Raw genomic sequence first — 23,402 nt, forward strand, 5'->3', positions numbered from 1 at the left:
TACAGGAAGGAACTGCCTGTATCTCAGCTTTGGCTTGATGGTGCCTGCTTGTTAGCCGAGTGTCATCAGGCTGGCATTTCCTCCAGCAGCCGTTGTGTTGATGCTGCGGGATTGTTCTTCCAACACACATTCAGCTGAGGGAAGGCCGTTGCCCGTAATCCACGCTGAAGCGATGGGGGCGGTGCTATTCGCCAGAGCCTGCCGGGCCGCAGCAAAGGCGGCATCATCACGTTCGCTTAGCACGATGGCGCAAGGCTCCGCAGTGGCGCTTGCCACCAGTTTTACCTTGGCGCGGATGGCTTCGGGCAGACTGACGTACCAGCTGGCAATGGATTCATCTGCCAGAATGAGCGCCGTATTTCCTCCGCTGAGAGCGAGAGAAATCTGATCATACAGGCCTGCCTTGGTGGCTGGAATACAGAGCACATTGCCGCGCGGCGCAAGACTGTAGAGGTTTTTCTCCCCTACAGGGCCGGGGAGGGCGATCTCACCCCCCACCAGTGGCTGACGGGCGAGAGCCGCAGCCGTTCTGGCGGAAATGCTTTCTCCCTGCTCACGGAGCCAGTCAGTCCATGCTGTCATGGCGGCGGGCACACGGCCACGCACCAGTTGCGGAACGGTGGGGGCCTGAGCCAGCAGGCGGCGCAGAATCAACGGACCGCCAGCTTTGGGGCCGGTGCCAGAAAGCCCACGTCCACCGAAGGGCTGCACGCCAACCACAGCGCCAATGGTGTTGCGGTTTACATACAGATTGCCCGCGTCCACACGGGACAGAACATGCTGCACGGTCGATTCAATGCGGGTGTGCAAACCAAAGGTCAGGCCGTACCCTGTTGCATTGATATCGGCCAGAAGCTGATCCAGCCCACTGCGGGAATAACGCAGCACGTGCAGCACGGGGCCGAACACCTCCGCGCCCATTTCCCGCACCGAGCTGATTTCAATCACTGTAGGGGGCACAAAGCTGCCATTGGCACAGGATTCCGGCGTAGAGAGAGCAAAAACCGGCGCCTTTTTCTGGCGGAAGCTTTCAATATGTTTGCTTATCCCCTCAGCAGATTCTGCCGTAATCACCGGGCCAACATCGGTTGAAAGCAGAGCCGGGTTGCCCATGCGCAACTCGCGCATGGCACCGCGCAACATGGTCAGAATATGGTCCGCGCAGTCTTCCTGAACACATAGCAGACGCAGGGCGGAGCAGCGCTGGCCAGCGCTGTCAAAAGCGGACGCCACAACATCGGCCACAACCTGCTCCGCTAATGCCGTGGAATCGACAATCATAGCGTTCTGGCCACCAGTTTCCGCAATAAGCGGCACGGGCTGGCCCGTATGGGTGCGGCGGGTTTCAAGCTGACGATTAATGGCCTGCGCAACCACGGTGGAGCCGGTGAACATCACGCCGGCAACGCGATCATCCCCCACCAGTGCCGCGCCAATGTCTCCTTCTCCCGTCAGGAGTTGCAGCGTGCCAGCGGGCACGCCTGCTTCGTGCAGGATGCCAACGGCCAGTGCGGCAATCAGGGGCGTTTCTTCAGCCGGTTTGGCCAACACCACGTTGCCAGCGGCGAGTGCTGCGGCAATCTGCCCGGTGAAAATGGCTAACGGAAAATTCCAGGGGCTGATGCACGCTACGGTGCCAAGAGGCACATGGGTGCTGTTATCAAAGTCCCGGCGTATGAGTGCGCCATAATAGCGGAGAAAATCGACCGCTTCACGCACTTCCGCAATGCCGTTGGGCAGGGATTTACCAGCTTCACGGGATAGCAGAGCCAGCAGTTCATCCTGCCGGGCCTCCAGCAGGTCAGAGGCTTTTTCCAGAATGTCCGCACGGGTGGCGGGAGAGGTGGTCGCCCAGTCAGTCTTGGTTTTTTCCGCAGCTGTAACAGCTTTTTTCACAACAGCCGGTGTAGCCAGAACCACCGTGCCGACCACGTCCTGACGGTTGGCGGGATTGGTAACGGGTGCCGCAGTCCCTTTGGGCTTCTGGCCGACGATGATGGGACCCGCTGTCCACGTTTCAGGCGCGTTTTTCAATCCTTCCGCAAGGGTCGCAAGAACCTGATCGTCCGCCAGATCTGTGCCAGCGGAGTTGCGACGTTCTGCGCCAAACAGATCTGCCGGTTTGCGGATTTCGGAATGAGGCGCGCCGTAGGGTGTGAAGCTGCGTGCTACTTCAAGCGGATCTTCCACCAAGGCGGAAACCGGAATGTTTTCATCACCAATCTGGTTTACAAAGGAAGAGTTGGCCCCGTTTTCCAAAAGGCGACGCACAAGATAAGCCAGCAGCGTTTCATGTGTGCCGACAGGTGCATAGATCCGTGCGGGACGCCCCAGTTTTTCTGCCCCGACAACCTGCTTGTAAAGAGGTTCGCCCATGCCATGCAGGCATTGGAATTCATATGACCCGATCTCAAACTTTTCGCCTGCGAGAGTGTAGATGGTGGAAAGCGTGCGGGCATTATGGGTGGCAAATTGCGGGAAGATAACATCCCGTGCGGTCAACAGTTTGCGGGCGCAGGCAATGTAGCTGATATCCGTGTGGCTTTTGCGGGTATAAACCGGGAAATCAGATAGACCATCGACCTGTGCTTTCTTGATTTCACTGTCCCAGTAAGCGCCTTTAACAAGCCGAACCATCAGCCTGCGGTTGGTGCGGCGTGCAAGGTCAATAATGAAGTCCAGCACGTATGGGCAGCGTTTGCCGTAAGCCTGCACCACAAAGCCAATGCCGTTCCAGCCCTCTAGGCCGGGGGTCTGGCAAAGTACTTCCAGCAGATCAAGCGAGATATCTAGCCTTTCGCTTTCTTCCGCGTCAATATTGATGCCAATGTCATAGCTGCGGGCAAGCAGGGTGAGTTCCTGCACAACAGCCAGCAGTTCTGTCATAACCCGTTCGCGTTGCGCGCGGGCGTAGCGCGGGTGCAGGGCGGAAAGCTTGATGGAAATGCCGGGGCGTTCATACACATTTGCGCCTTTGGCACTGCGACCAATGGCATGAATGGCGTTGATGTAATCCTGCCGGTAGCGGTTGGCGTCCTGTGCTGTGAATGCGGCTTCTCCCAACATGTCATAGGAATAGGAAAAACCGATCTCTTCCAGCTTTGTGCTGTTTTTGCGGGCCTGTTCAATGGTTTCGCCCAGCACGAACTGTTCGCCCATCAGGCGCATGGCGGCATCAACTGCTTTGCGGATAACCGGTTTGGTGGCGCGGTTTACAAAGCCCAGCAATGCAGTGGTCAGATCTTTCTCGTCCCGCTCGGCCACCAGTCCGCCTGTCAGCGCCAGCCCCCATGCCGCCGCATTGGCAAACAGCGGCCGACCGCGAGAGGCATGGGCCAGCCAGTTTCCCTCGCCAATCTTGTCCTGAATCAGAGCATCACGCGTGGCGGTGTCAGGAATACGCAGCAGGGCTTCGGCCAGACACATCAGGGCCACCCCTTCGGCAGAAGAAAGGGAGAATTCCTGCACCAGTGTTTCGACCAAGCCGGGGTTCCGTTCCGCCCGGAGCTTTTCAGCAAGGCGGGTCGCCAGAGCGGTGGTGGCGTGGCTTTCAGCGTCGGTCAGTGTTGCAGCGGGTGTGAGAGCCGTGACGCAGGCCGCTTCCGGCTTGCGAATAGCCTCAACAATAGCCTTACGCAGGGGCGTGCGGGAAGAAAACGCGGGGGCGAAAGTGTCATACACTGACATGGGCTTCTATTCCGGCATGTGGAGTGCCTGCGCTTCCTGATTTTTCCGAGACTCAGGAAGTTTTGGCTTCATAACGTTTTTCGTCCTTCGCATGATAATATATGATTTGCAAGATCATATATTACTTGTGAGGGCAGCAGTCTGCGCACGCCCTTTGTGCAAGGGCGCATCTGTCTGCGAAGGATGGAACGCGGGAACAGGAGAGACGGGAATAATCAGCCGTTACGAACGGCCAGAAGACGAGGAAACCACTCTATCAGCGCCAAGCCACCTGCTTGCGGGCTCAGCGGATTTTGGCCTGAGATTTTTTATTGCGAAATACTTTAACCGAGATATCGGCGGCATCCAGAATATGAATACGGGTCAACCGTGCAGCCAGATCTGCATCTCGCGCCCGGCAGGCTTCCAGAATGGCGAGGTGTTCTTCGTCCGTCGTGCTCTTACGGCCTTCAATCAGCAGATGGCCACGGATGTAGCGGTCCAGCTTGTTGTGCAGATCATCAATCATTTCAAGCAGGCGGGGTTTGCCTGCGGCGGCATAGATGGCGTTATGAAAGGCACGGTTCAGGGCACCAGACTTCACCGTGCCATCCGGGCCGCTCACACCTTCCACAAAGGCGTCATAGGCATCTTCTATGCGGGCCAGATCCACACGGGTCATGTTCCGCACGGCGTCGCCCGCCGCCTGTTCTTCCAGCAGAGCGCGGATATGAGAATATTCAAGAATATCGGCTTCGTTCATACCCACCACGGTTGCTCCGCGGTTGGGCAGAAATGCCACCAGTCCTTCGGCTTCAAGATGTTTGAGGGCTTCCCTGACCGGTATGATACTGACGCCAAAACCGTTTGCCAGTTCAGACTGAGGTAAAGCCCGCCCTGCCTCCAGAGTGTCGTTCAGAATCGCCTTGCGCAAAGCCGCGCAAATGGTTTCTGACGCGGTGCCATGGCCTGCAAATTCCGTTTTGTTGAAAAGGCTAGCAGGTAGCATCCGTGGGGGGCTCCAAAAAATCGACCAGAAACATCTGATCGCATCATAGAGAGCGTCAGTCTGTTATGCCAACCCGTCTCGTCAGGAGAACGAAAATGCCTCCGGCAGATGACGCAGTAACCTGCCGGATGAAAGTATCTGCTGGGTGATGATGGGCAGCGCAGGAAAAGTCGGCGGTCACTATATTGTGAACAGGCTGCCGGAGGCAGGGCGAACTGGTGGTACGGGAAGTTACTGCCAAGCCGCGTGCCGGGGTGGTGCAGGCAGGGTGTCAGCCCTCTATCTCTCCACCGGCCAGCCTTGCGCCCGCGTGGTTTCAGAACGCCATAAAAACCTGGAAAATGATGCTGGGCTCATTACGTTTTCCAGAAGTTGATGTGGTGGGAGCGGAGGGCTGTCCATCCGCAGGGCCTGCAAGGTTTTCTCTAGAGCAAAGGCGCGGGAGGGGAGAGAGGACTTGCATCGGGATGAAATGGGCAGGGAGGAGCGGAAAAAGCTGAGTGATATCTGAGGTCTGCCATGCTTGAGATGCGCAGAGGGCTGGCTTGATCTTTCTGTGGTTTGCAGGGCAGTTTGGCGCTTATTCCGCTAGGGAGATTCTGAATGAAACTGATTTCCGTACGTGCCCTGTCGGCGCTTGCTGTTACAACAATGCTGGCTGGCGCGCCTGTGTTTGCTCACGCTGCCGATACCCCCGCTCCGGTTTCCAAGGGTGGTGAACAGGCTGAAGCTGGTGGCAAAGGTGCTATCCAGACAGATGCCGATCTGTCCGGTTATGTGGGGTCCATCAATCCGGTTGAAGTGGCCGGGCTGCTGAACTACTGCACCCAGGGCAACTATGTTGACTATGATGATGGCTTCAAGGTGCTGCAGTCTTACAACCAGAAGACCAACGCCGTGCCGGATGGCCAGGAAGGCAACATGTATTACGCCCGTGGCACAGCCGGGCAGCTTCAGGCCAATGGCAAGACCTATTCCATTGCAACATCCAGCATCCCGGTGCGCCAGAAAACCTGCGCGGCAGTTCTGTCTCGCGCTAAGGCTGCACTGTAAGACACAGGTTCTCAGGTCTTTCCTGCGGGTTCAGGCCTTGTAGGGTAAGAGTTGTAAAAAGGGGGAAGGTCGGCTGCGCAAAGCAGTCGGCCTTTTTTCTTGTTATTATAAACCAAGTTTAATCTGGCCGTATCGGGCGGCATACCTTTCCCCAATCGCGTTAATGTGATGAAACCGTTTCGGCTTCGAACATTGGGTCTCGAGCGGCAAAACAAGAAGAAAGGGCGGGAGAACGTGTCAGACGCGTTTGTAACCCCCGGTGGCGCAACGCTGTCTGCCGGGCAATATGATGGCATGGTGCGGGAAGCGCACACAAATCCTGAAGTCTTCTGGCTTCAGCAGGCTCGCCGCCTGACATGGCAAACCCCGCCCACGCAGGCCTCCCGCTCGGACTTCACGCAGGATGTTCGGATAGAGTGGTATGCTGATGGATTTCTGAACGCTTCAGAAAACTGTCTGGACCGCCATGTGCGCACACAGCCAGAGAAAACGGCCCTGATCTGGGAAGGACAGGAAGCCGGCCAGCGGGAAGTGTTGTCCTATCGGCACCTGTATGAGCGTGTCTGCCGGCTGGCCAATGTTCTGCGCAGGCTGGGTGTTAAAAAGGGGGACTGTGTCGCCATTCATCTGCCTATGGTGGCGGAAGGGATCATCGCCATGCTGGCGTGCGCCCGCGTGGGCGCTGTGCATGTGGTGCTGTTTGGCGGCTTCTCAGCCGAAGGATTGGCCGAGCGTCTGACTGATAGTGCCGCCGTTGTGGTGCTGACGGCCGATGTTGCGCGCCGGGGTGGCAAGCGTATTCCCAGCAAGACGACAATGGATGAGGCCATTGCACGGTGTGGCGCAGCCAGCGCTGTGCGGCATGTGCTTGTGGTGCCTGTTACCGGGGCAGACGTGCCCATGCAGCCCGGGCGCGACCTGCGTTATGCGGAGGAAGTCGCGAAGGAAGCTGCAGATTGCCCGGCAGAGCGCATGAATGCTCTGGACCCACTGTTTCTGCTTTATACCTCTGGCAGCACCGGTCGTCCCAAAGGGTTGGTGCATGGCACGGGCGGCTACCTGACTTGGGCCGCATTTACCCATGCTGTGGTGTTTGACTACAAACCAGACGATATTTTCTGGTGTACAGCGGATGTCAGCTGGATTACCGGCCACACCTATGTGGTGTATGGCCCGCTGGCCAATGGCGCGACCATTATGGTGTATGAAGGTCTGCCGTCATGGCCAGAGCCGGGGCAGTGGTGGGATGTGATTGACCGGAACGGTGTGACTGTCTTTTACACGTCTCCCACGGTTGTAAGAGCGGCCATGCGTGAAGATGAAGCCGTTGTGCGGAGCCGTTCCCTCAAAAGCCTGCGGATTCTGGGAACAGTGGGCGAGCCGATCAGCCCGGAGGCATGGCACTGGTTCCATGATGAAGTGGGCAAAGGCCACTGCGCTGTGGTGGATACTTGGTGGCAGACTGAAACCGGTGGCGTGATGATTACGGCTGCGGCCGGATGTGTGGTTCCTCGCCCCGGTGCGGCTGCGCGGCCTTTGCCGGGCGTGGAGGCTGTGCTGCTGGATACACAGGGCAAGGAAGTAGCAGGTGCGGGCGAAGGGCTTTTGTGCATGGCCCAATCCTGGCCGGGTCAGGCCATGTCCATCTGGGGGGATCATGACCGTTTCCGGCAGACTTACTTTACAACCTGTCCGGGCCATTACTTTACCGGGGACGGCGCACGGCGAGAGGAAGATGGGTATTACTGGATAACCGGCCGTGTGGATGATGTGGTCAATGTATCCGGACACAGGATTGGCACGGCAGAAATTGAAGATGCCATAGCCACAGACCATGAAGTTGTGGAAAGCGCTGCCGTGGGCATTCCCCATGACCTGAAAGGGCAGGGGCTGGTGGTGTTTGTGGTGCCTCGAGAGCAGGATGTCTTTCATCCGTCCGCCGTCAACACTGCCGTGGCGGCAGGTGTGGGGCGCTATGCAGTGCCGGAAAAAATATATGTGGTGCGGGATCTGCCCAAAACCCGATCCGGCAAAATTGTACGGCGTTTGCTGCGTAAGATAGCATCGCATGATCTGGAAGGACTGGGGGATCTGTCCACCTTGGCTGATCCGGATATTGTGGGTGAATTGATTGCTACCGTAAAAGCACAGGAAAGCTGATACCCGGCCATTTTTTGTGCCCGGTTAGAGCGCAGGAGATGAAAAAGGGGGCCTGACACGGTGGTCAGGCCCCCTTTCCTCTGTTTAGGGAACAGAGATTACTGGTGGCTGGATGCACCACCGGCAGGCGTAAGCTGTGCGCGCACTTCGCCATGCGGATGGGCTGCCGTGCCAAGGCTGACGTAAAGCTGGCCGTTGCGATACTGCTCAATTTCGTCCGCGCTGAGCGTGATGGTGCCGGTGAGCGGAGACGTAAACGGGCCTTTCAGCGGTTCCACTTTGTCCGCCGTATCGGTCAGTGATTTGGCAGCCAGAAGCTCAGCCGCTACAACCGGGCCTGAAAGGTTATTCCAGGTAATGGTGTAGCTGAGCAGATTGTTGCGCGTTTCAAGCGTGGCCCGCACGCCGCCCGTGGCTTCTGCGCCGGCAGATTTCTGGGGAGCAAAATGGCCTTCTGATGAAATGGTTTCAGCGTGAGCCAGAACAGGCGAAATAGCCAGAACACCAGTAAGAAGGGCTGCGCTAAAAGTAATGGTGCGTTTAGAAATCATGTTTCTCTCCTGATAAAAACTATAATGTCCTTACAGGCAATAAAAACGCACCCTTCCAGAAAAGGTTCCATCCTGAATTCAGGACTGTTTTTACACTCTTGTTGACTTGGTCCGTTTTCTTGTTGGTGAAAAGAAAACGGATCGTGAATAATGGTTTGTTTTCGTAATTATTTTGATGCGGTTTCTTCAATCAGGGCAAAGCGGGGAATGCCATCCACCTGTTCCTGCCACATGGCCAATGGCCGGACCCAGTAACTGCCAAGGGCTTCACTGCGGTAGGTGACAAGCCATTCTTCAGTCTCGCTGTGGCGTCCGACACAAAGAACGGTGTACAGTCCTCCTTTGTAATGTCGGTACAGGCCGGGCCGTGGATGTTCCGGCATGGTGGTGTCGATCGTATTTTGAGCGTGAGTATTCATGATAGACAGATGTTCCACAGCTTGCGGAGGGATCGCAACCTTGAACCGTTCTTTCATTCTGGGCCACGTGCTGGCGGGGGCGTTGCTGATAGCGGCTCCTTCTTTGGCGCACGCCGCAAAGCGGACCCACAGCACGGCACAGAAAGGGGGGGACCCCGTTATTCTGACGCACCAGCCTGGGAGTGGGTTGGATGCCGAGGCCCGTAAACTGAACACGGATGATCTGGCGGCAGCCGCACGGCACCATGAGACCCCGCTGATTTTGATTGGGTCTGCGCCCCTTTCCCCTGATGGCAAGAATATAGCGTTGTTCGTGCAGGTACAGTCGGCCAGCCTGTGTGGCTCGGCTGGCTGTTCAACGGACGTTTATCTGAAACGCGGGAATAGCTGGAGCAAAATTCTGGATTCTGTGAGCGGGCCCATCAGCCTGCTACCCACAACGCATGGTGGTATGCGGGATATTCTGGTGGACAGTTCTGACCGCTGGATCTGGAAAAACGGAACCTATGTGGACACGTTGACTGCAACTGATCTGCCCGGCTTCAAAACGTCCATCAAACGGCATCAGGCGGAAATGCGGAAAAAAGGTCAGGCGGTGCCTCAATAGGCAAGGGGTGCCGGTTGCCGGATGATGATTTATGCTGATGTGAAGGATCTTGATGCCTAGAAAAACGCCCTCTTCATCTGTACCCGGCAGTTTGAAGCAGACCCTTATCAAAACAGCCAGCACGGTAGCCTTGACCGTGCTGCTGATAGCCCTGCTGCGCGAATTGCTGAGAATCCTGCCGTGGCTTGATCAGGTCACTGGCTTTCATGCCGGAAGCAGCATTTTGCGGATTCTCGCTGCCGGAGGGGTGACACAACAGCAGCAGATGATTGCCGCAGGCTTGATATTCGTGTGTTTCGTGCTGGCCGTCGTGCTTGTGCGGATGGGCGAAAAGGTGTTTGCCCGCCGGTAAGGCGGCCTGAAAAATATGGCGGGAAGGTTAAAGGACTTCGCTCCTGACCATCCCGCTCTTCAGGGCTGATATTTCTGGATTAGCCTTTTTAACTGATCTCTTTCCCTCAGGATTTCTGGGCATCATGTTGCAGTTGGCCGTTCAAACGGCCCGTTGCGATGAACTGATGTTTGGCGACCTTTTGCGGCAGGTGTTTATACGTCGGCTGCCAGCATTCAGTGCTGGGGTTTAAAACAGACGGCGTGATGTCTTGCGCTGCCTGTCTTTTTTGCCCTTACGGAGAGAGGGCCGATTTTGCTCTCGTCTGGTGAGATAAGAGTGGCGGAGGGGACGTTACCGCCATGCGTGAAGAATATGCGCGCTGGCTGGCCTTGGGGTAGGGCGAGGCGTGGCGTTACCAAAATAGGCAGCGAGATCATAACGGTCCCGGTCTTGTATGTGTGAGAAACCGGAACAGCGGAGCAGGGACGCCATATCCTCTGGCTGGAAGCGGGAAAGCCAGGGCTCGCCCAGAGCCGCAACGGCCTGTTCCCGCGCCAGCGTGTTTTCGCGGTCCTGACCCGTGTAGTTGGAAACAGGCTCATTGTAATCAAACACGACGTTTGCATGGGGCACTTTCCCCATAAACTCCAATGTGGCGGTAATTGCAGAGCGAGTTAAATAGGGAATCACGCCCAGCCAGAAGAAAAAAGCCGGTTGGGTCGGGTCGAATCCACTCTCTTCAAGGCGTTGGCCGAGTGTGTCTGTTTCAAAATTGACGGGGACATACATCAGGGAGGCCGGAACCGGCAGGGCCAATTTATGGAGTTGTGCGCGTTTCCATGCCTGCATCTGGGGTGCATCCACTTCAAAAACCCGTAGGCCAAGAGGAGCAAAGGGGTTTCTGAGGCCAAACGTATCCAGCCCTGCCCCCAGAATAACAGTCTGGCGCATACCGTGCCTGACCGCTTTGGCGAGGGCATCTTCCGCAATACGCTGCCGAGCGGCAACAAAGTGGCGCAGGCGCGCCTTCGCACACTCTTGTTCAGAAAAAACGAGGGTTTCAGCGGTTTCACCCAGAACGCGCATGGCGAATGGATCTGAAAACAGACGGCCCTCTTCACGTATCTGATGCAAGGCGCGTTGCCGGGCAACGCGAAGCGCGGTGGTGCTGGGGCAGATGTCCGGTTGGGGTGGCATGGCGGGTCACGCTTATGCTGTCGGTGGAGGCAGCATAAGCTTACTCCACCGTTTATTTCGTCAGTCGTGCAGCCTTGGAACAGGAGCGTGTCGCGTAGCGCCTGAACCAGTGCGGATCATGGTGCTGGTTTGGTCCAGAAAAAAGTCAGTTCGTGCTTGTTCTGGGCAAGATGCGCCAGATGGCCGCCGGGAATGGCTTCAAAAGCGGCCACTGTGTCATGGTCTGTTTCGCCCTGAAATTTGACAGTCAGAACAAGTTGTTTGGCACGGCCTGACTCTATCCAGCGTGTCGCGAGAGCAAAAAGGCGCTTGGGGTAGGCAATGATATCCGAAAACACCCAGTCTGCTTCAGGCATTTCTTTTGGGTCCAGACCAAAGGCACTTCCTTGCTGGAAGGAGACTGTAGGCATGGCTGCCACACGCGGGTCCAGCGGTGCGCGATCAATGGCGGTGACGTTTGCCCCTAGCTTTGCAATTGCCCATGTCCACCCGCCGGGGGTCGCGCCAAGGTCCAGACACGTCTCGCCAGGCTGGGGCCAGCGGCCGAGGCGGGTGCAGGCTTCCCACAATTTCAGATAGGCGCGGGAGGGAGGACCGATGCGGTCTTCTACAAATTGGGGCGTGCCGTTGACAAATGGACTGCTTTTACGGGCGGAAAAGAGCAGTGTGCTGGCATCTAGCAGCGTCCACGCGCCCAACGGGCTTATAGGTGGAGCGGTGGGAAACGTGAGAGGCGCTGCTTTTACGGGCGGAAGCCGTTCTTCTATCAAGGCTGCACGCCGGAAGCAGTCTGCTGCGTATAGGCTCCAGTTGCGTTGGCGCGCGCGCAGGATTTCCGCTGCACTGCGAATGGAGGTGATAGGAGCCACTTCCGGCTCCTGCCAGATATCCAGCGCCCAGGGGGAAAAAACAGACGGCTGGCCAGAAAGTGCCAGTTGGCCATGCCAGCGGTCTATTGTCACGCCACGGCGGGCCAGATCCTGCTCCAGAACAGTTTCAAGCCCTTCTGGTGCCAGCCAGGCGCCTCGAATGGTCTGTGTCATGCGCGGAAGGCCCATCCACCAGCAAGGCAGAGCCACGAGAGGATAAGAATACTGCCGCCTGTGGGGGCGACATGGGCAGCGTGATGGCCAGAAAATGCCGTGTAATACACGCCGCCACAAAACAGCACTGTGCCCAACAACAGTCCGCATCCACCAATGGCCAGCAACCGGCCGGGTTTTTGATGTGTGGTCAGGCCAAGGATGATGAGAGCAAGTGCGTGCCACATCTGCATTTCCATCGCGCCATGCGCCATGGCGCGGCCACCTGCACCAAAATTTGCATCAGGCATGTGGGCGGTCAGCGCCCCCATAATGGTGCCGGTGCCAGCAAATAATGCGCCACAGATGCGCCACAGACGAGGGATAAGAGAAGAAGATACCATGATGCGCTTTCTATAGGGCGTATCCTGCCGCAGCGGAAACAGAAAAACCGGTGTGGGCGTGCTTAACCTGACGCGAAATACTTTATTTCTGAGCAAGAGCCTGTTTAAAGCGTCAGCAACACAGGATTTTTTGTGACGGGAAAGACATTTAAAAGTCCGCTAGGCCAGTCACGTTAAGATTCCAAACACTTTTCACGACTAAAGGGCAGGGCGCATGAGCGTACGGATAGACAAGGTTGTAACGCGTGGAGGAGATGCGGGACAGACGTCGTTAGGGGATGGTCAGCGTGTTTCCAAAAGCAATGCGCGGATTGAAGCCATGGGCTGTTTGGACGAACTGAATGCTGTTGTTGGTCTTTTACAGACACAGACCAAGGAAGACTGTGTCGTTCGTCAGCAGTTGCAGCGGGTGCAGAATCTGCTTTTTGATATGGGGGCCGATTTATGCCAGCCAGATACGCCAAAGGCAGTACATGCGCGCCGGGTGACAGGCCAGATACTTGTGCAGCTGGAAGAGTGGACTGAGCAGCTACGGCAAAAACAGGCGCCTTTGACCAGCTTTGTCCTGCCCGGTGGCAGTGTTGCCGCCGCATGGGCGCATCTGGCACGAACACAGGCGCGCACTACGGAGCGGCGTGTGGTTGCACTGGCGGAACAGGAAGGTGTGAATTCTGAACTTATAAGAATTCTTAACAGACTTTCCGATTATTTTTTTGTTCTCGCTCGTCGTTTCAATGCAGATGGCAAAGAGGATATTCTTTGGGTGCCCTCTTGAAGCCAAGGGGAGTGAGCCTATAATTTAGGCCATAACTTAAATGAAAATTCATAGTATCAAGACCACGAAGTAGCGCTTGCTTCATTTTTTTTGTAATGACGCAAAAGTAATGGAATGTGCTCTGAAGGTATGGCGCATATGACCTGAGCGCAGATAGAAAAGTTTTTTCTTGTGTTTTGAATGTGTTGGAAATAGCAATTAGATGTGTTAGACCAACACCTGAAAGAAAGAATTCTGTCAGCAAGAAAAGAGCGCAGAATGTTTCTTTATCCATATATCCCATGTAGCCTGTCTGGGTTTTATCTGCCCGTTGAAGGCGAAAAAGAGTAGCTTATGATTTTTCCTGATATTTTCAGATTTATTCTGAAAGCATCGTGTGTGTGGAAAACTCAGGTAACTGTTTGCAGAGTCAGGAAAGTATAAAGCAGAGTGACTTCCGAATTCATGAAGACACCGTCTTTTTTATCAACGCCCGTGGCCGAAAAAAGCCAGGATGAAGCATTTGAGGAAGCCTCCCTCCGCAACGCGTTGGAGCGGCTTGGGTCTTCCTCTCGCTCACGGCCGCAGCAAACGCCTCGTCCGTCTGCGGATTCTGCGCAGGGCAAACGTCGCCGTTTTGTAAAAGATGGTGATGTGCAGGTAGAAAAACATTCTCTGGCGCGTACCAAACCGCGTACGTTGGCCATGCCGGGCAAGATGTCCACCTCACGCGCGCTGCACTTCACAGATGAAGAAAATGGTGAAGTTTCCAAACTGCGCCGCCAGCTTGCAGATGAAAAACTGAGAGCGGAAGAGGCAGAACAGCAGATTGAAGCGTTGCAGAACGCACAGAAAAGCATGGAAACCCGTCAGGTGCATGCTGATCTGATGGTGCGGGAACTGAAAGAAAAACTGCAACAGCGGGAAGCCGAACTGGCGGAACAGGCGCGGGAGCTACGCAGCATCCAGCGTGAGATCGCTGCGTTGGAAGAAGAGAAAGAAGAGCTGCGCAAAAAAGCGGAAGCGCGCCCGCGTGGCCGCCCCCGTACCCGCCCGGTTGAGGACTACGCCATGGCGGACGAAGTGCGGGAAGAGGAACTGGATGTGGAAGAGCCTCAACCCGTGAAATGGTGGAAAGACTAACTAACATTTCGCCATATTTTGGCTTAGGGTGCGGGGTATGAAAAATGCTTCCGTAACCCCCGCTCTTGTGTTCTTGATAGCCGATGCTGCGGTTGGGGTAGCCTTTGTGTTGCTGCCCCCCTTGGTTATGGGTTTTCTGTTGTTGTTGAAGGACGTGTTCGGCGTGCTTGTGCTGCCGTTCACCTTCCTGTTCGGTCTGGCTGGCTGGTCGTCCGACATGTCATCGCTTGATAGCGTGATGGGAGGGCTGACGCCCAATGTCCTGCGTCATCCGTTCCGGGCCATATCGGCCGCCATCATGATTGCTGTCGGCGGCCTGTGCTCTGTTCTGGCGTGTGGCAGCCCACGAGCAGCCGTGGTGGAGAGGCGCATGGCCCCGCTTTTTACACTTGGCGCTGCGGTGCTGGGTGGCCCGGAACTGGGGCTGATCATGCTGCCTGCGTTTCTGCTGCAACTGGCCGCTTTGCGGCGTCCGGAAATGGATTTCTTTTCCCGTAACAAATAACACTCAGTTTCTGAGTGCGACCGACAGCAAGGAAATATCCTGACGCCGTTATGCAGGCGTCAGGGTTTGGTTTTCTCAGTGTGACGGGAAAATTTTTCCGGGGTTCATCAGGTTTTTGGGGTCCAGCGCATTCTTGATCTTGCGCATGGTTTCAAGTTCCGCCCCACCGCGCCATGAAGGCATCATGTAGGTTTTCAACTGGCCGACACCATGCTCCGCCGAGAATGAACCGCCAAATTTTCTCACAATCTCAGCGACCGCATCCATTAAGGCATGATCCTGTGCCAGAAAGGCCGCAGGATCAGCCCCTTCCGGCTGCACCAGATTGAAGTGGATGTTGCCATCTCCAATATGGCCGAAGGGTGCTACGCGTATGCCCGGAACCAGAGATTCACACGCTTTTGTCGCCTCTTCAATAAAGTCCGGAATGGCGGCCAGAGGGACAGACACATCGTTTTTGACCGACGCCCCAGCCCGTTTCTGGGCTTCTGCGTGTTCTTCGCGAATCATCCAGATGTTCTGGCGCTGCGTCTCGCTTTCAGCCAGAACCGCGTCCGTTACCAATCCCTCTTCCAGCGCCTGTCCCAGCACATCTTCCATCAGGGTGCGCAGGCTTTCATCTTCACGCGGGCTGCCCAGTTCAACCAGCGCATAGGCAGGTGCAGGTTCAGACAAGGGAAGTGGGCAGCTTTCTATCAGTGTGTTGACCAGCGCCATGCTGGTGCCAGACATATATTCAAAGGCCTGAATGGCGGCCGGGTCCTGCTTGCGGAAGGCGGCGAACAGAGCCAGCGCGCTCTTGGCGTCAGCTACGGCGCATAACGCAGTCTCGCGCGAGCGAGGGCGGGGCTGAAGCTGAAGCACGGCGGTGGTGATAAGACCCAATGTGCCTTCAGACCCCACCAGAAGCTGCCGCAGGGCATAACCTGTATTATCCTTGCGCAGCTTGCGTAGCAGATTCAGAACGGAGCCATCCGGCAGCACGGCTTCCAGCCCCAGAGCCAGTTCGCGGGCGTTGCCATAGCGCACAGTATTGTTGCCGCCAGCGTTGGTAGCCAGAATACCCCCAATATCAGCAGATCCTTCCGATGAAATGGAAAGAGGCAGCATCAGGTCTTCCGCCCAGGCTGCATCCTGTGCGGCCTTGAGCGTCACCCCGGCTTCTACCGTCATGGTCAGATCAGCGTGATCAATGCTCAGGATGCGCGTCATGCGTGTTGTGGAAATGACAACTGCCTTGCCGCTTTCATCCGGTGTCGCGCCTCCAACCATGCTGGTATTGCCGCCTTGGGGCACCATGGGCACGTCATACTGGGCACACAGGGCAACAGCTTTCGCACAGTCTTCCGTTGTTGCCGGGCGCAGTACGGCAGCACAGCGGCCATGATACAGCAGCCGCCAGTCCGTGCAGAAGGAAGCCGTGTCGGTTGCATCGGTCAGGAAGCCGGCTGGCCCCAGCAGGGTCAGAAGGGCATCGTGCAGGGCAGGGGGCAGAGAGGCATCAGACATAGGCAAACCTTGTTTGAAAAACAGGACGCAACGGAGTGAGCGGAAACACGGATACTCCGTACCGTAAAATCAGATCATGTATGGCACGGCAAAAAAGACTTCGGCATGGTTTGGTCAGTAGAGATAACGTGCGTTATCCGCAGCATTGCAGACTGTATGCTGAAAGAGATGAAACACTTCTGTTCCGGCAATGCCGCTGAGCAGGCCAGCGCCAACTGCCATGAAAATAATCATCAGCCGTGGATAACGGGCGTCTGTCTGTACCTGAGATAACTGGGCAAGTGTCTCCGCTCTGGCCTGCTGTGTCAGATAGAGTTGAGATTTCAGGGTCTCGTTCTGGGCGCGGGCCGTGCGCAGATCCCGATCCAGCTTGTTGATGCTTTCCGCCATCTGCCTCAATTGGGCGCGATGTTCGTCCATCGGGGTGCTGGCGCGGGCGGTGCGGCTGCTGCGTGTCGCACTTCGGGCCTGAGAGGGGTCTGGTGCTATGGCCTGAAACAGGTTTTTCAGCGCACCGCCGGTCATGTTGTTTCGGCGCGCCCGGTTCTTGATGGCTTCCAGCGCTGTGGCGGACTGGCCCGGTTGATCTTCCAGCACCAGAGCCAGAATATCAGACAGGATTTTGAGTTCTTTGGGGTCAAATGTGCTCATGGAAGCCTCAAAGCGGCCGTGGGGCTGCGGCGCGACGCAGACGGTCCTGAATGGCACGGCCCAGTCCATGCGCAGGTACGGATTGCACGGCCACACCCGTCAGGCCAAGCACGGCACCCTGTTTATCCAGATAACGCAGCCCGGAAAACAGGCGTGCTGCGGCTTCTTCCAGATTGCCGGTCTGGCTGAGATTCCATACGGCGCCAGCCCCGGCAAGCGGTGTCGGGCCAAATGCCAGCAAGCCTTCCGTCGGTTTTACGGAGGTTGCATTCAGCCGTACCGGCAGTGCAGGGGCGTAGTGGGAAAGCATTCTGCCGGGAGAGACCGGTGCGGCATCAGTCTCTGTTTCCGGATAGGCGAGGGGACCGCAAATTTCTTCCAATGCTTCAGCAGGAATACCGCCAGGGCGCAGTAGTAGCGGACGGTCTTCTGAAGTCAGATCAAGAACAGTGCTTTCCAGCCCAACAGCGCAGGGACCGCTATCCAGCACGGCGTCAATGCGTCCTTCCAGTTCTTCCAGAACATGACTGGCGTCTGAGGGGCTGATGCGGCCGGAACGGTTAGCAGAAGGGGCGGCGATGGGGCGATTGACGGCCTGTAACAGCGCCTGCACACACTCTCCTTTGGGTACTCGTACAGCCAAGGACTCCAGCCCATCTGCTGCAAGATCACAGATTGTGCTGGTGGGAGCACGGGGCAGAACCAGTGTGAGCGGACCGGGCCAGAAAGCCTGTGCCAGCTTACGCGCGAGCGGTGTGGCGACAACCTGCGCAAATGCGGTGTCTGCCGTGGCAAAATGGCTGATCAGCGGGTTAAAGCGGGGCCGGTTCTTGGCCTCGAATATACGGGCGACGGCTGCCGGTTGTGTTGCGTCTCCTCCAAGGCCGTAAACGGTCTCGGTTCCAAACGCCACAAGCCCCCCTTCCCGCAAAATGCGGGCGGCGGTTTCAAGGCCGGAAGGTGTGGCGGGAAGGCGCTGGGTCATGCAGTTCCGTCTAACGCGCTTAAGCCCCCTAACGCTAGGGGAGCTCAAATTTCATACAGGTTCTGGCTTTATCTGGCTTGGTGGCACTAGCACCAAAGCGCGCAGAAAGGATGTAATTACAGAGTTCCGGTACACAGAAACGGTGGATTTTTCCAGTCCGGTTTGCCGTAAAGCAGCGAGGTGCCGTCCAGTTGGGTAATATGGCCGCCAGCCGCTTCCACAATAGCCTGCGGGGCGGCGGTATCCCATTCCATGGTCGGGCCAAGGCGTGGGTAGAAATCCACCGCCCCTTCGGCCACGCGCGCAAACTTCACGGCAGAACCGATATTCCCGATAGAGGCAATGCGCCGTTCGCCCAGATAGGCGGCCAGACGCGGATCATCAGCATAGTGGCGTGAGGCCAGAACACTCAGCCCTTCTGCCGGCGGTGTGCGGGTGTGAATGCGGTGGACGCCCGTGCGGTCCCTGCGTTCTGCAGGCGCGTTGATGCCGCCTGTGTAAAGCTGGTGGTATGCAGGGAGAGCCATAGCCCCCAGTACGGCGCGGCCGTCACGCACCAGCCCGATATTGACGGTAAAATCATCCCGCCCAGCTGCAAATTCGCGTGTGCCATCCAGCGGGTCCACCAGCCAGTAGGAGGGAGAAACCGCTCCCCGCAGGCCGGAAGCCACTTCTTCTTCCGCAATGACGGGAATATCCGGTACAGCAGAGCGCAATCCTTTGAGGATATGGGCTTCCGCTGCGTGGTCGGCTTCGGTCACGGGCGAGGCATCTGTTTTGGTCAGTGTCTCAAACCCGCGGGCGCGGATGGTGCGGATAATTTCCGCGGCTTCTTCCGCCAGGCGGGCGGCCAGAGCCAGAAGGTCTGCATCTGTGTGGCTGGTCATGGCCCGCACCATACGACAAGTGAACGAGGCCGTCATGCCCCACGCACTCTGATTCTGCGCAAAAAAACGGAGATGGTTTTTATGCGCCAGTTGCAGAGTAAGGCTGGGTGAGGGGGTATTCGCTGCTGTGTGCCTTGATAACGCGGGGTGTGCGGTTTTTTCGGGGGGATGCGGCGCTGGCTATTGCCAACGCCGCAGGGGAGACGTACCCAGTTTGCCCAGAATGGCCATGTCAGACCTGTTCGTCTCTTAGCGTGAGTGCCCGGTTCTGCTTCCTGCCGAAGGGGTTGTCCGAGAGCGAGCGGTAAAGGCTGAACAATACGTGACCGCTTTAAAAGAAAGCATGAGGAGTCCGGATTTTATGCTTGAGATTTCATTTTCTGCCGAAACATTGCCGCAGGGTGGCGCGCTGGCTTTGTTGGTGCCTGAAGGCGCGGAAGCTCCTGCACTGTTTAAGAGCCTGGATGATGCAACCGGCGGCACTCTGAGCCGCGCCGTCAAGGCAGATGAATTTACCGGTAAGGCAGGTTCCTCCACCGTTGTGCTGGCGCCCGGAGCCGGGTTTGATCGTGTTGTTCTGATTGGTGTGGGCCGCGCTGAGGCTTTTGAACCCAAGGATGCGGAAAAGGCTGGCGGTATTGCGGCCACTGCTCTTGGGCGTGGGGAAAAGGCAGCTTTGGCTGTTGGCAGCTTGCCCCATGCGGCTCACGTTGCCCTTGGTGCCGTGCTGGGTGCTTATCATTTTTCTCTGTACCATGGCGCACCGGAAGACGATAAAACACATCGTCTGGCGTCTCTTACTGTGCTGGCGGCTGATGCCGCACAGGCAGAAGCAGCATGGCCCGCATTGTCCGCTGTTGCGCGCGGCGTCATTCTGACGCGGGATCTGGTGACGGAACCAGCCAATGTGCTGAATCCGGTTGAATTTGCTGAGCGTGTCAGCACCCTGCGCAGCCTTGGTCTGGACGTGGAAGTGCTGGATCAGCCCGCAATGGAAAAGCTGGGCTTTGGCGCATTGCTGGGTGTGGCGCAGGGCAGTGATGCCGAACCCCGCACTGTTATCATGCGCTGGAACGGTGGCGAGAAAGACGATGCTCCTCTGGCCTTTATTGGCAAAGGGGTGACGTTTGATTCCGGCGGTATTTCCATCAAACCCGCAGCGGGTATGGAGGAAATGAAGTGGGATATGGCAGGCGCTGCCACTGTTACAGGTCTGATGGCAGCACTGGCGGGCCGCAAAGCCAAGGTTAACGCTGTGGGCGTTATCGGGCTGGTGGAAAACATGGTTTCCGGCAATGCTCAGCGGCCGGGGGACGTGGTGCGGAGTGCCTCTGGTCAGACCATTGAGGTTCTGAACACGGATGCGGAAGGTCGGTTGGTTCTGGCGGATATCCTGTGGTACGCACGGGAACGGTTTGCGCCGAAACTGATGGTTGATCTGGCTACTCTGACGGGGGCTATCATCATCAGCCTCGGGCATGAATATGCCGGACTGTTCTCCAATAATGATAACCTTGCCGGTGGCTTGGCTCAGGCTGGTGAGATTACGGGTGACAAGCTGTGGCGTATGCCCATGGGCAAGGAATATGACGCCCTGCTGAAGTCCGATATTGCGGATATGAAGAATATCGGTGGTCGTCCCGGCGGGGCCATTACGGCTGCGCAGTTCCTCAAGCGTTTTGTGGGAGAAACACCGTGGGCGCATCTGGATATTGCAGGCACGGCTTGGTCCAGCAAGCCCCGTAACGGGCAGCCCAAAGGCGCAACTGGCTTTGGCGTTCGGTTGCTGGATACGTTCGTGCGCACGCAGCACGAAAAAGCCTGATCAAATTTTACCGAGAGGGCAGGCTGGATTGGTTCCTGATCCAGCCTGAGAAGAGGAGCCTTCTTTATTCCTAAGGGAGAGAAGGCTCCATTTTGCATCGCTCTCTTTGGTGCGGTTCGCCAAAGCAGCCGACAAGATGCAAAAGGTTAAATAATTAAAAACAGAATGAGAATAAGCTCACTCTTCTATTTTCATCAAGGGATGGGTTGGTGCCAGTGTGGCAATCTGGCATGAAAGAGACAGTCTGACAAAACGGTCATGTGAATGGCTGCCATGAGTGGGAAAGCCCGTTCAGGAGCCGCCATGCAGGTGATGAACACTGGGGGATTGGATGTCTTTTTGCGTTGTGGGTGCCGGGTTTAGTGGTGCCATTATTGCGCGCCATCTTGCGGAACGCGGGCATAAGGTCACGGTTGTGGATGAGCGTCCGCATATTGGCGGCAACTGCCATACCGAACGGGATGCCGAAACGGGCGTGATGGTGCATAAATATGGCCCTCACATTTTCCATACGGCAGATCAACGCGCATGGGACTACGTGCAGCGTTTTGGCGCGTTCAAACCGTATGTGAACCGGGTAAAAGCCATTTCCCAAGGGCGTGTCTATACGCTTCCGGTGAACCTGCTGACCATCAACCAGTTCTTTGGCACCACCATGGGGCCGAAGGAAGCGCGTGCCTTTATTGAAGGCAAAGCGGATAAAACCATCACCAACCCCCGCTCGTTTGAAGAGCAGGCGTTGAGCATGATCGGGCCGGAACTGTATCGGGCCTTTTTCTATGGCTACACTCGCAAACAGTGGGGCCTTGAACCCACGGAACTGCCTGCCTCCATTCTGAAGCGGCTGCCCCTGCGTTTCAATTATGACGACAACTATTTCAATCATCCCTATCAGGGTATGCCGGAGGAAGGCTATACGGCCATTGTCCAGAATATTCTGAATGTTGAGGGGATTGATCTCCGGCTGGGCTGTTCGTTTGAAAGCCTGGAAGAAAAATTCCAGCACGTTTTCTATACAGGCCCGATTGACCGCTTCTTCCAGTTCAAACTGGGCCGGCTGGGCTACAGAACTCTGGATTTCGAACGGTTTGTTGATGAAGGCGATCATCAGGGCACTGCCGTCATCAATTACTGTGATGAAAACGTCCCGTTCACCCGTATTTCCGAGCATAAGCACTTTGCACCCTGGGAGCAGGACAAATTCTCCAAGACGGTGTGTTTCCGCGAATACAGCCGCTTGGCTGGTGAGAAGGATGTGCCGTACTACCCCATCCGCCTCGTGAACGAAAAGCAGATGCTGGAGAGCTATATCGGCCTCGCCCGTGCAGAGAAAGGCGTGTCTTTCCTCGGGCGGCTGGGCACTTACCGTTATCTGGATATGGATGTCACCATCACGGAAGCCCTTGCCGCGTGTGACCGGATTGATGCAGCCTTGCAGGCGAAAGAACTGGATCTACCAGCCTTCTTTGTTGATCCAGATTAACTGAAAGCATTCATTGATTGAGAAAAAAATGGATGCAATCCGTATTCATTTTTTCTCAATCAAGTGTCTGTATAGTAAGTGTCTTGATGACGTTTGATGAAGTTAAGACACTCACCTACACACACTTTGTCATCACGCATAAAATATTGTCTGTTGCTGCTTCCTTATCCCCTACAATCGTTCATTTGGTAGATATATAAATGCCTGATCTGTCGAGATTTTCTGTCTTGCCGTCCTCAACGGAGGTGTCTCCAAATGTGGCTGTTTTGTTGCCCTGCTATAATGAGGAAGTGACAATCGCTCAGGTTGTTCGGGAATTTAAGGACGCCTTACCGAACGCAACCATTTATGTGTATGACAACAATTCCCAAGATCAAACGATGGCTCTTGCAAAAGAGGCAGGGGCTGTTGTGCGGACGGAAGTCAGGCAAGGGAAGGGGCACGTTATCCGGCGTATGTTTGCTGATATCGATGCTGATTTTTACGTTCTGGTAGACGGTGATGCCACTTATGAGGCTGCAGCCGCACCACGTATGTTGGCTTTGGCCAGGGAAAACTGTCTTGATATGGTGACCGGCCTTCGCATCACGGAGCGGCAGGCTGCCTATCGATTTGGCCATGTTCTGGGGAATAAAGTTTTAACAAACCTTGTCCGTGCTCTCTTTGGACAAGGTAATAAAGATATGTTGTCCGGCTATCGTATTTTTTCCAAACGTTTTGTTAAATCGTTTCCCGCACTATCGGCTGGGTTTGAAACAGAAACGGAATTTACTGTTCATGCCCTCAAACTATGTATGCCGGTAGGGGAAGTTGAAACGGTTTATGTGGAACGGCCGGAAGGCTCGGTTTCCAAGTTGAATACCTATCGTGATGGTGTGCGTATTCTGGGCACCATTATTAATCTTCTCAGGCGCGAACGGCCTTTTCTGTTTTTTAGCGTTATCAGCTTCATATTCTGTTTTGCTGGTATACTGCTTGGGCTGCCGGTTGTTCTGGAATTCATGAGCAGCGGTTATGTTCCTCGTCTGCCGACAGCTTTGTTGGCGACAGGGATGGAAATTCTGGCAGCCCTGGCGTTTTGTTGTGGTCAAATTCTGGATAGCGTTGCCCTTGACCGATTGGAAAACCGACGTCTGAGCTATCTTTCTTATCCAGCACCTCCGATAGCAGAAGAAAAAGCAAGAGAATGATTTTTTCGCTGCATTTTTCACAAATATAAAAAATAGAAAACTTATGTC

At 56.0% G+C, this 23,402-nt stretch carries 21 protein-coding genes; 10 read left to right on the top strand and 11 right to left on the bottom strand.

Annotated features, from left to right (window positions below; all coding sequences use genetic code 11):
- Nucleotides 1-51 precede the first annotated feature (51 nt).
- A complete protein-coding gene (gene putA / locus ASN_RS13435; protein ID WP_058988473.1) occupies nucleotides 52-3,687 on the bottom strand; it encodes a bifunctional proline dehydrogenase/L-glutamate gamma-semialdehyde dehydrogenase PutA in 3,636 nt (1,211 codons plus the stop codon).
- Between the two features lie 283 nt (nucleotides 3,688-3,970).
- A complete protein-coding gene (locus tag ASN_RS13440) occupies nucleotides 3,971-4,675 on the bottom strand; it encodes a GntR family transcriptional regulator (protein WP_058988474.1) in 705 nt (234 codons plus the stop codon).
- Between the two features lie 603 nt (nucleotides 4,676-5,278).
- On the opposite strand from ASN_RS13440, the gene ASN_RS13450 reads away from it, so the two are divergent.
- Nucleotides 5,279-5,728, top strand: a complete 450-nt coding sequence (locus tag ASN_RS13450) for a DUF2501 domain-containing protein (RefSeq protein WP_006560090.1) — start codon at nucleotides 5,279-5,281, stop codon at nucleotides 5,726-5,728.
- A gap of 234 nt (nucleotides 5,729-5,962) precedes the next feature.
- Entirely contained in the window at nucleotides 5,963-7,888 is a 1,926-nt protein-coding gene (acs, locus tag ASN_RS13455) for an acetate--CoA ligase (protein WP_082666690.1), read from the top strand.
- Between the two features lie 98 nt (nucleotides 7,889-7,986).
- Here acs and ASN_RS13460 read toward each other — a convergent pair whose 3' ends face one another.
- Nucleotides 7,987-8,439: a CHRD domain-containing protein gene (locus ASN_RS13460; protein WP_058988476.1), complete on the bottom strand. Its 453-nt coding sequence runs from the start codon at nucleotides 8,437-8,439 to the stop codon at nucleotides 7,987-7,989.
- A 167-nt stretch (nucleotides 8,440-8,606) separates the two neighbouring features.
- Complete coding sequence (locus ASN_RS13465; protein ID WP_006559251.1) at nucleotides 8,607-8,858, bottom strand: DUF1653 domain-containing protein; 252 nt, start codon at nucleotides 8,856-8,858, stop codon at nucleotides 8,607-8,609.
- Nucleotides 8,859-8,898: 40 nt separating this feature from the next.
- On the opposite strand from ASN_RS13465, the gene ASN_RS13470 reads away from it, so the two are divergent.
- Together ASN_RS13470 and ASN_RS13475 are read left to right on the top strand one after the other, a co-directional pair.
- A complete protein-coding gene (locus ASN_RS13470) occupies nucleotides 8,899-9,465 on the top strand; it encodes a hypothetical protein (protein WP_058988477.1) in 567 nt (188 codons plus the stop codon).
- A gap of 52 nt (nucleotides 9,466-9,517) precedes the next feature.
- A complete protein-coding gene (locus ASN_RS13475; protein ID WP_050942351.1) occupies nucleotides 9,518-9,817 on the top strand; it encodes a hypothetical protein in 300 nt (99 codons plus the stop codon).
- A gap of 333 nt (nucleotides 9,818-10,150) precedes the next feature.
- Here the strand turns inward: ASN_RS13475 and ASN_RS13480 are convergent, their stop codons facing one another.
- From ASN_RS13480 to ASN_RS13490, 3 genes are all read right to left on the bottom strand, one after another.
- Entirely contained in the window at nucleotides 10,151-10,996 is an 846-nt protein-coding gene (locus tag ASN_RS13480; RefSeq protein ID WP_058988478.1) for a class I SAM-dependent methyltransferase, read from the bottom strand.
- Between the two features lie 116 nt (nucleotides 10,997-11,112).
- Nucleotides 11,113-12,039, bottom strand: a complete 927-nt coding sequence (locus tag ASN_RS13485; protein WP_039904921.1) for an SAM-dependent methyltransferase — start codon at nucleotides 12,037-12,039, stop codon at nucleotides 11,113-11,115.
- Nucleotides 12,036-12,422, bottom strand: a complete 387-nt coding sequence (locus tag ASN_RS13490; protein WP_231948239.1) for a DUF423 domain-containing protein — start codon at nucleotides 12,420-12,422, stop codon at nucleotides 12,036-12,038. Before ASN_RS13490 ends, ASN_RS13485 begins: the two co-directional genes overlap by 4 nt.
- Before the next feature lie 214 nt (nucleotides 12,423-12,636).
- Between ASN_RS13490 and ASN_RS13495 the strand changes: the two genes are divergently transcribed.
- The 3 genes from ASN_RS13495 (at nucleotide 12,637) to ASN_RS13505 (ending at nucleotide 14,824) form a co-directional block, all read left to right on the top strand.
- On the top strand, nucleotides 12,637-13,197 hold the full coding sequence (locus ASN_RS13495; RefSeq protein ID WP_058988479.1) for a cob(I)yrinic acid a,c-diamide adenosyltransferase: 561 nt from the start codon (nucleotides 12,637-12,639) through the stop codon (nucleotides 13,195-13,197).
- Nucleotides 13,198-13,626: 429 nt separating this feature from the next.
- Entirely contained in the window at nucleotides 13,627-14,319 is a 693-nt protein-coding gene (locus tag ASN_RS13500; protein ID WP_006559260.1) for a hypothetical protein, read from the top strand.
- A 37-nt stretch (nucleotides 14,320-14,356) separates the two neighbouring features.
- A complete protein-coding gene (locus ASN_RS13505; RefSeq protein WP_006559261.1) occupies nucleotides 14,357-14,824 on the top strand; it encodes a hypothetical protein in 468 nt (155 codons plus the stop codon).
- A 75-nt stretch (nucleotides 14,825-14,899) separates the two neighbouring features.
- On the opposite strand, the gene ASN_RS13510 is transcribed toward ASN_RS13505, so the two are convergent.
- The 4 genes from ASN_RS13510 to ASN_RS13525 all read right to left on the bottom strand — a co-directional run bounded on the left by ASN_RS13510 (nucleotide 14,900) and on the right by ASN_RS13525 (nucleotide 18,856).
- Nucleotides 14,900-16,333: an FAD-binding oxidoreductase gene (locus ASN_RS13510; RefSeq protein ID WP_058988480.1), complete on the bottom strand. Its 1,434-nt coding sequence runs from the start codon at nucleotides 16,331-16,333 to the stop codon at nucleotides 14,900-14,902.
- A 114-nt stretch (nucleotides 16,334-16,447) separates the two neighbouring features.
- Nucleotides 16,448-16,984 (bottom strand): hypothetical protein, encoded by a 537-nt coding sequence (locus ASN_RS13515; protein WP_006559263.1) that lies wholly within the window; start codon nucleotides 16,982-16,984, stop codon nucleotides 16,448-16,450.
- Nucleotides 16,985-16,991: 7 nt separating this feature from the next.
- Nucleotides 16,992-17,969 carry an L-threonylcarbamoyladenylate synthase gene (locus tag ASN_RS13520; protein WP_058988481.1) on the bottom strand — a complete coding sequence of 326 codons (978 nt, stop codon included), beginning with the start codon at nucleotides 17,967-17,969 and terminating at the stop codon, nucleotides 16,992-16,994.
- 116 nt (nucleotides 17,970-18,085) lie between these two features.
- On the bottom strand, nucleotides 18,086-18,856 hold the full coding sequence (locus ASN_RS13525) for a 3'(2'),5'-bisphosphate nucleotidase CysQ family protein (protein ID WP_197603292.1): 771 nt from the start codon (nucleotides 18,854-18,856) through the stop codon (nucleotides 18,086-18,088).
- Between the two features lie 361 nt (nucleotides 18,857-19,217).
- On the opposite strand from ASN_RS13525, the gene ASN_RS13530 reads away from it, so the two are divergent.
- From ASN_RS13530 to ASN_RS13540, 3 genes are all read left to right on the top strand, one after another.
- On the top strand, nucleotides 19,218-20,681 hold the full coding sequence (locus ASN_RS13530) for a leucyl aminopeptidase (protein WP_058988483.1): 1,464 nt from the start codon (nucleotides 19,218-19,220) through the stop codon (nucleotides 20,679-20,681).
- Nucleotides 20,682-21,012: 331 nt separating this feature from the next.
- Nucleotides 21,013-22,164: a UDP-galactopyranose mutase gene (gene glf, locus ASN_RS13535; RefSeq protein ID WP_058988484.1), complete on the top strand. Its 1,152-nt coding sequence runs from the start codon at nucleotides 21,013-21,015 to the stop codon at nucleotides 22,162-22,164.
- Between the two features lie 200 nt (nucleotides 22,165-22,364).
- Nucleotides 22,365-23,354 (top strand): glycosyltransferase family 2 protein, encoded by a 990-nt coding sequence (locus ASN_RS13540; protein WP_050942435.1) that lies wholly within the window; start codon nucleotides 22,365-22,367, stop codon nucleotides 23,352-23,354.
- Nucleotides 23,355-23,402: the final 48 nt, after the last annotated feature.

It is taken from the genome of Acetobacter senegalensis (assembly GCF_001499615.1).
In the GTDB taxonomy this organism is placed as follows: Bacteria; Pseudomonadota; Alphaproteobacteria; order Acetobacterales; family Acetobacteraceae; genus Acetobacter; species Acetobacter senegalensis.

Excerpts from the sequence above, each read along its gene's own strand:
- ASN_RS13485 (WP_039904921.1), bottom strand. The coding sequence starts at position 12,039 with ATGACACAGACCATTCGAGGCGCCTGGCTGGCACCAGAAGGGCTTGAA.
- ASN_RS13450 (WP_006560090.1), top strand. The coding sequence starts at position 5,279 with ATGAAACTGATTTCCGTACGTGCCCTGTCGGCGCTTGCTGTTACAACA.
- ASN_RS13515 (WP_006559263.1), bottom strand. The coding sequence starts at position 16,984 with ATGAGCACATTTGACCCCAAAGAACTCAAAATCCTGTCTGATATTCTG.
- glf (WP_058988484.1), top strand. The coding sequence starts at position 21,013 with ATGTCTTTTTGCGTTGTGGGTGCCGGGTTTAGTGGTGCCATTATTGCG.
- ASN_RS13520 (WP_058988481.1), bottom strand. The coding sequence starts at position 17,969 with ATGACCCAGCGCCTTCCCGCCACACCTTCCGGCCTTGAAACCGCCGCC.
- ASN_RS13530 (WP_058988483.1), top strand. The coding sequence starts at position 19,218 with ATGCTTGAGATTTCATTTTCTGCCGAAACATTGCCGCAGGGTGGCGCG.
- ASN_RS13475 (WP_050942351.1), top strand. The coding sequence starts at position 9,518 with ATGCCTAGAAAAACGCCCTCTTCATCTGTACCCGGCAGTTTGAAGCAG.
- ASN_RS13525 (WP_197603292.1), bottom strand. The coding sequence starts at position 18,856 with ATGACCAGCCACACAGATGCAGACCTTCTGGCTCTGGCCGCCCGCCTG.
- ASN_RS13495 (WP_058988479.1), top strand. The coding sequence starts at position 12,637 with ATGAGCGTACGGATAGACAAGGTTGTAACGCGTGGAGGAGATGCGGGA.
- ASN_RS13505 (WP_006559261.1), top strand. The coding sequence starts at position 14,357 with ATGAAAAATGCTTCCGTAACCCCCGCTCTTGTGTTCTTGATAGCCGAT.
- putA (WP_058988473.1), bottom strand. The coding sequence starts at position 3,687 with ATGTCAGTGTATGACACTTTCGCCCCCGCGTTTTCTTCCCGCACGCCC.
- ASN_RS13510 (WP_058988480.1), bottom strand. The coding sequence starts at position 16,333 with ATGTCTGATGCCTCTCTGCCCCCTGCCCTGCACGATGCCCTTCTGACC.
- ASN_RS13440 (WP_058988474.1), bottom strand. The coding sequence starts at position 4,675 with ATGCTACCTGCTAGCCTTTTCAACAAAACGGAATTTGCAGGCCATGGC.
- ASN_RS13490 (WP_231948239.1), bottom strand. The coding sequence starts at position 12,422 with ATGGTATCTTCTTCTCTTATCCCTCGTCTGTGGCGCATCTGTGGCGCA.
- ASN_RS13460 (WP_058988476.1), bottom strand. The coding sequence starts at position 8,439 with ATGATTTCTAAACGCACCATTACTTTTAGCGCAGCCCTTCTTACTGGT.
- ASN_RS13465 (WP_006559251.1), bottom strand. The coding sequence starts at position 8,858 with ATGAATACTCACGCTCAAAATACGATCGACACCACCATGCCGGAACAT.
- ASN_RS13480 (WP_058988478.1), bottom strand. The coding sequence starts at position 10,996 with ATGCCACCCCAACCGGACATCTGCCCCAGCACCACCGCGCTTCGCGTT.
- ASN_RS13540 (WP_050942435.1), top strand. The coding sequence starts at position 22,365 with ATGCCTGATCTGTCGAGATTTTCTGTCTTGCCGTCCTCAACGGAGGTG.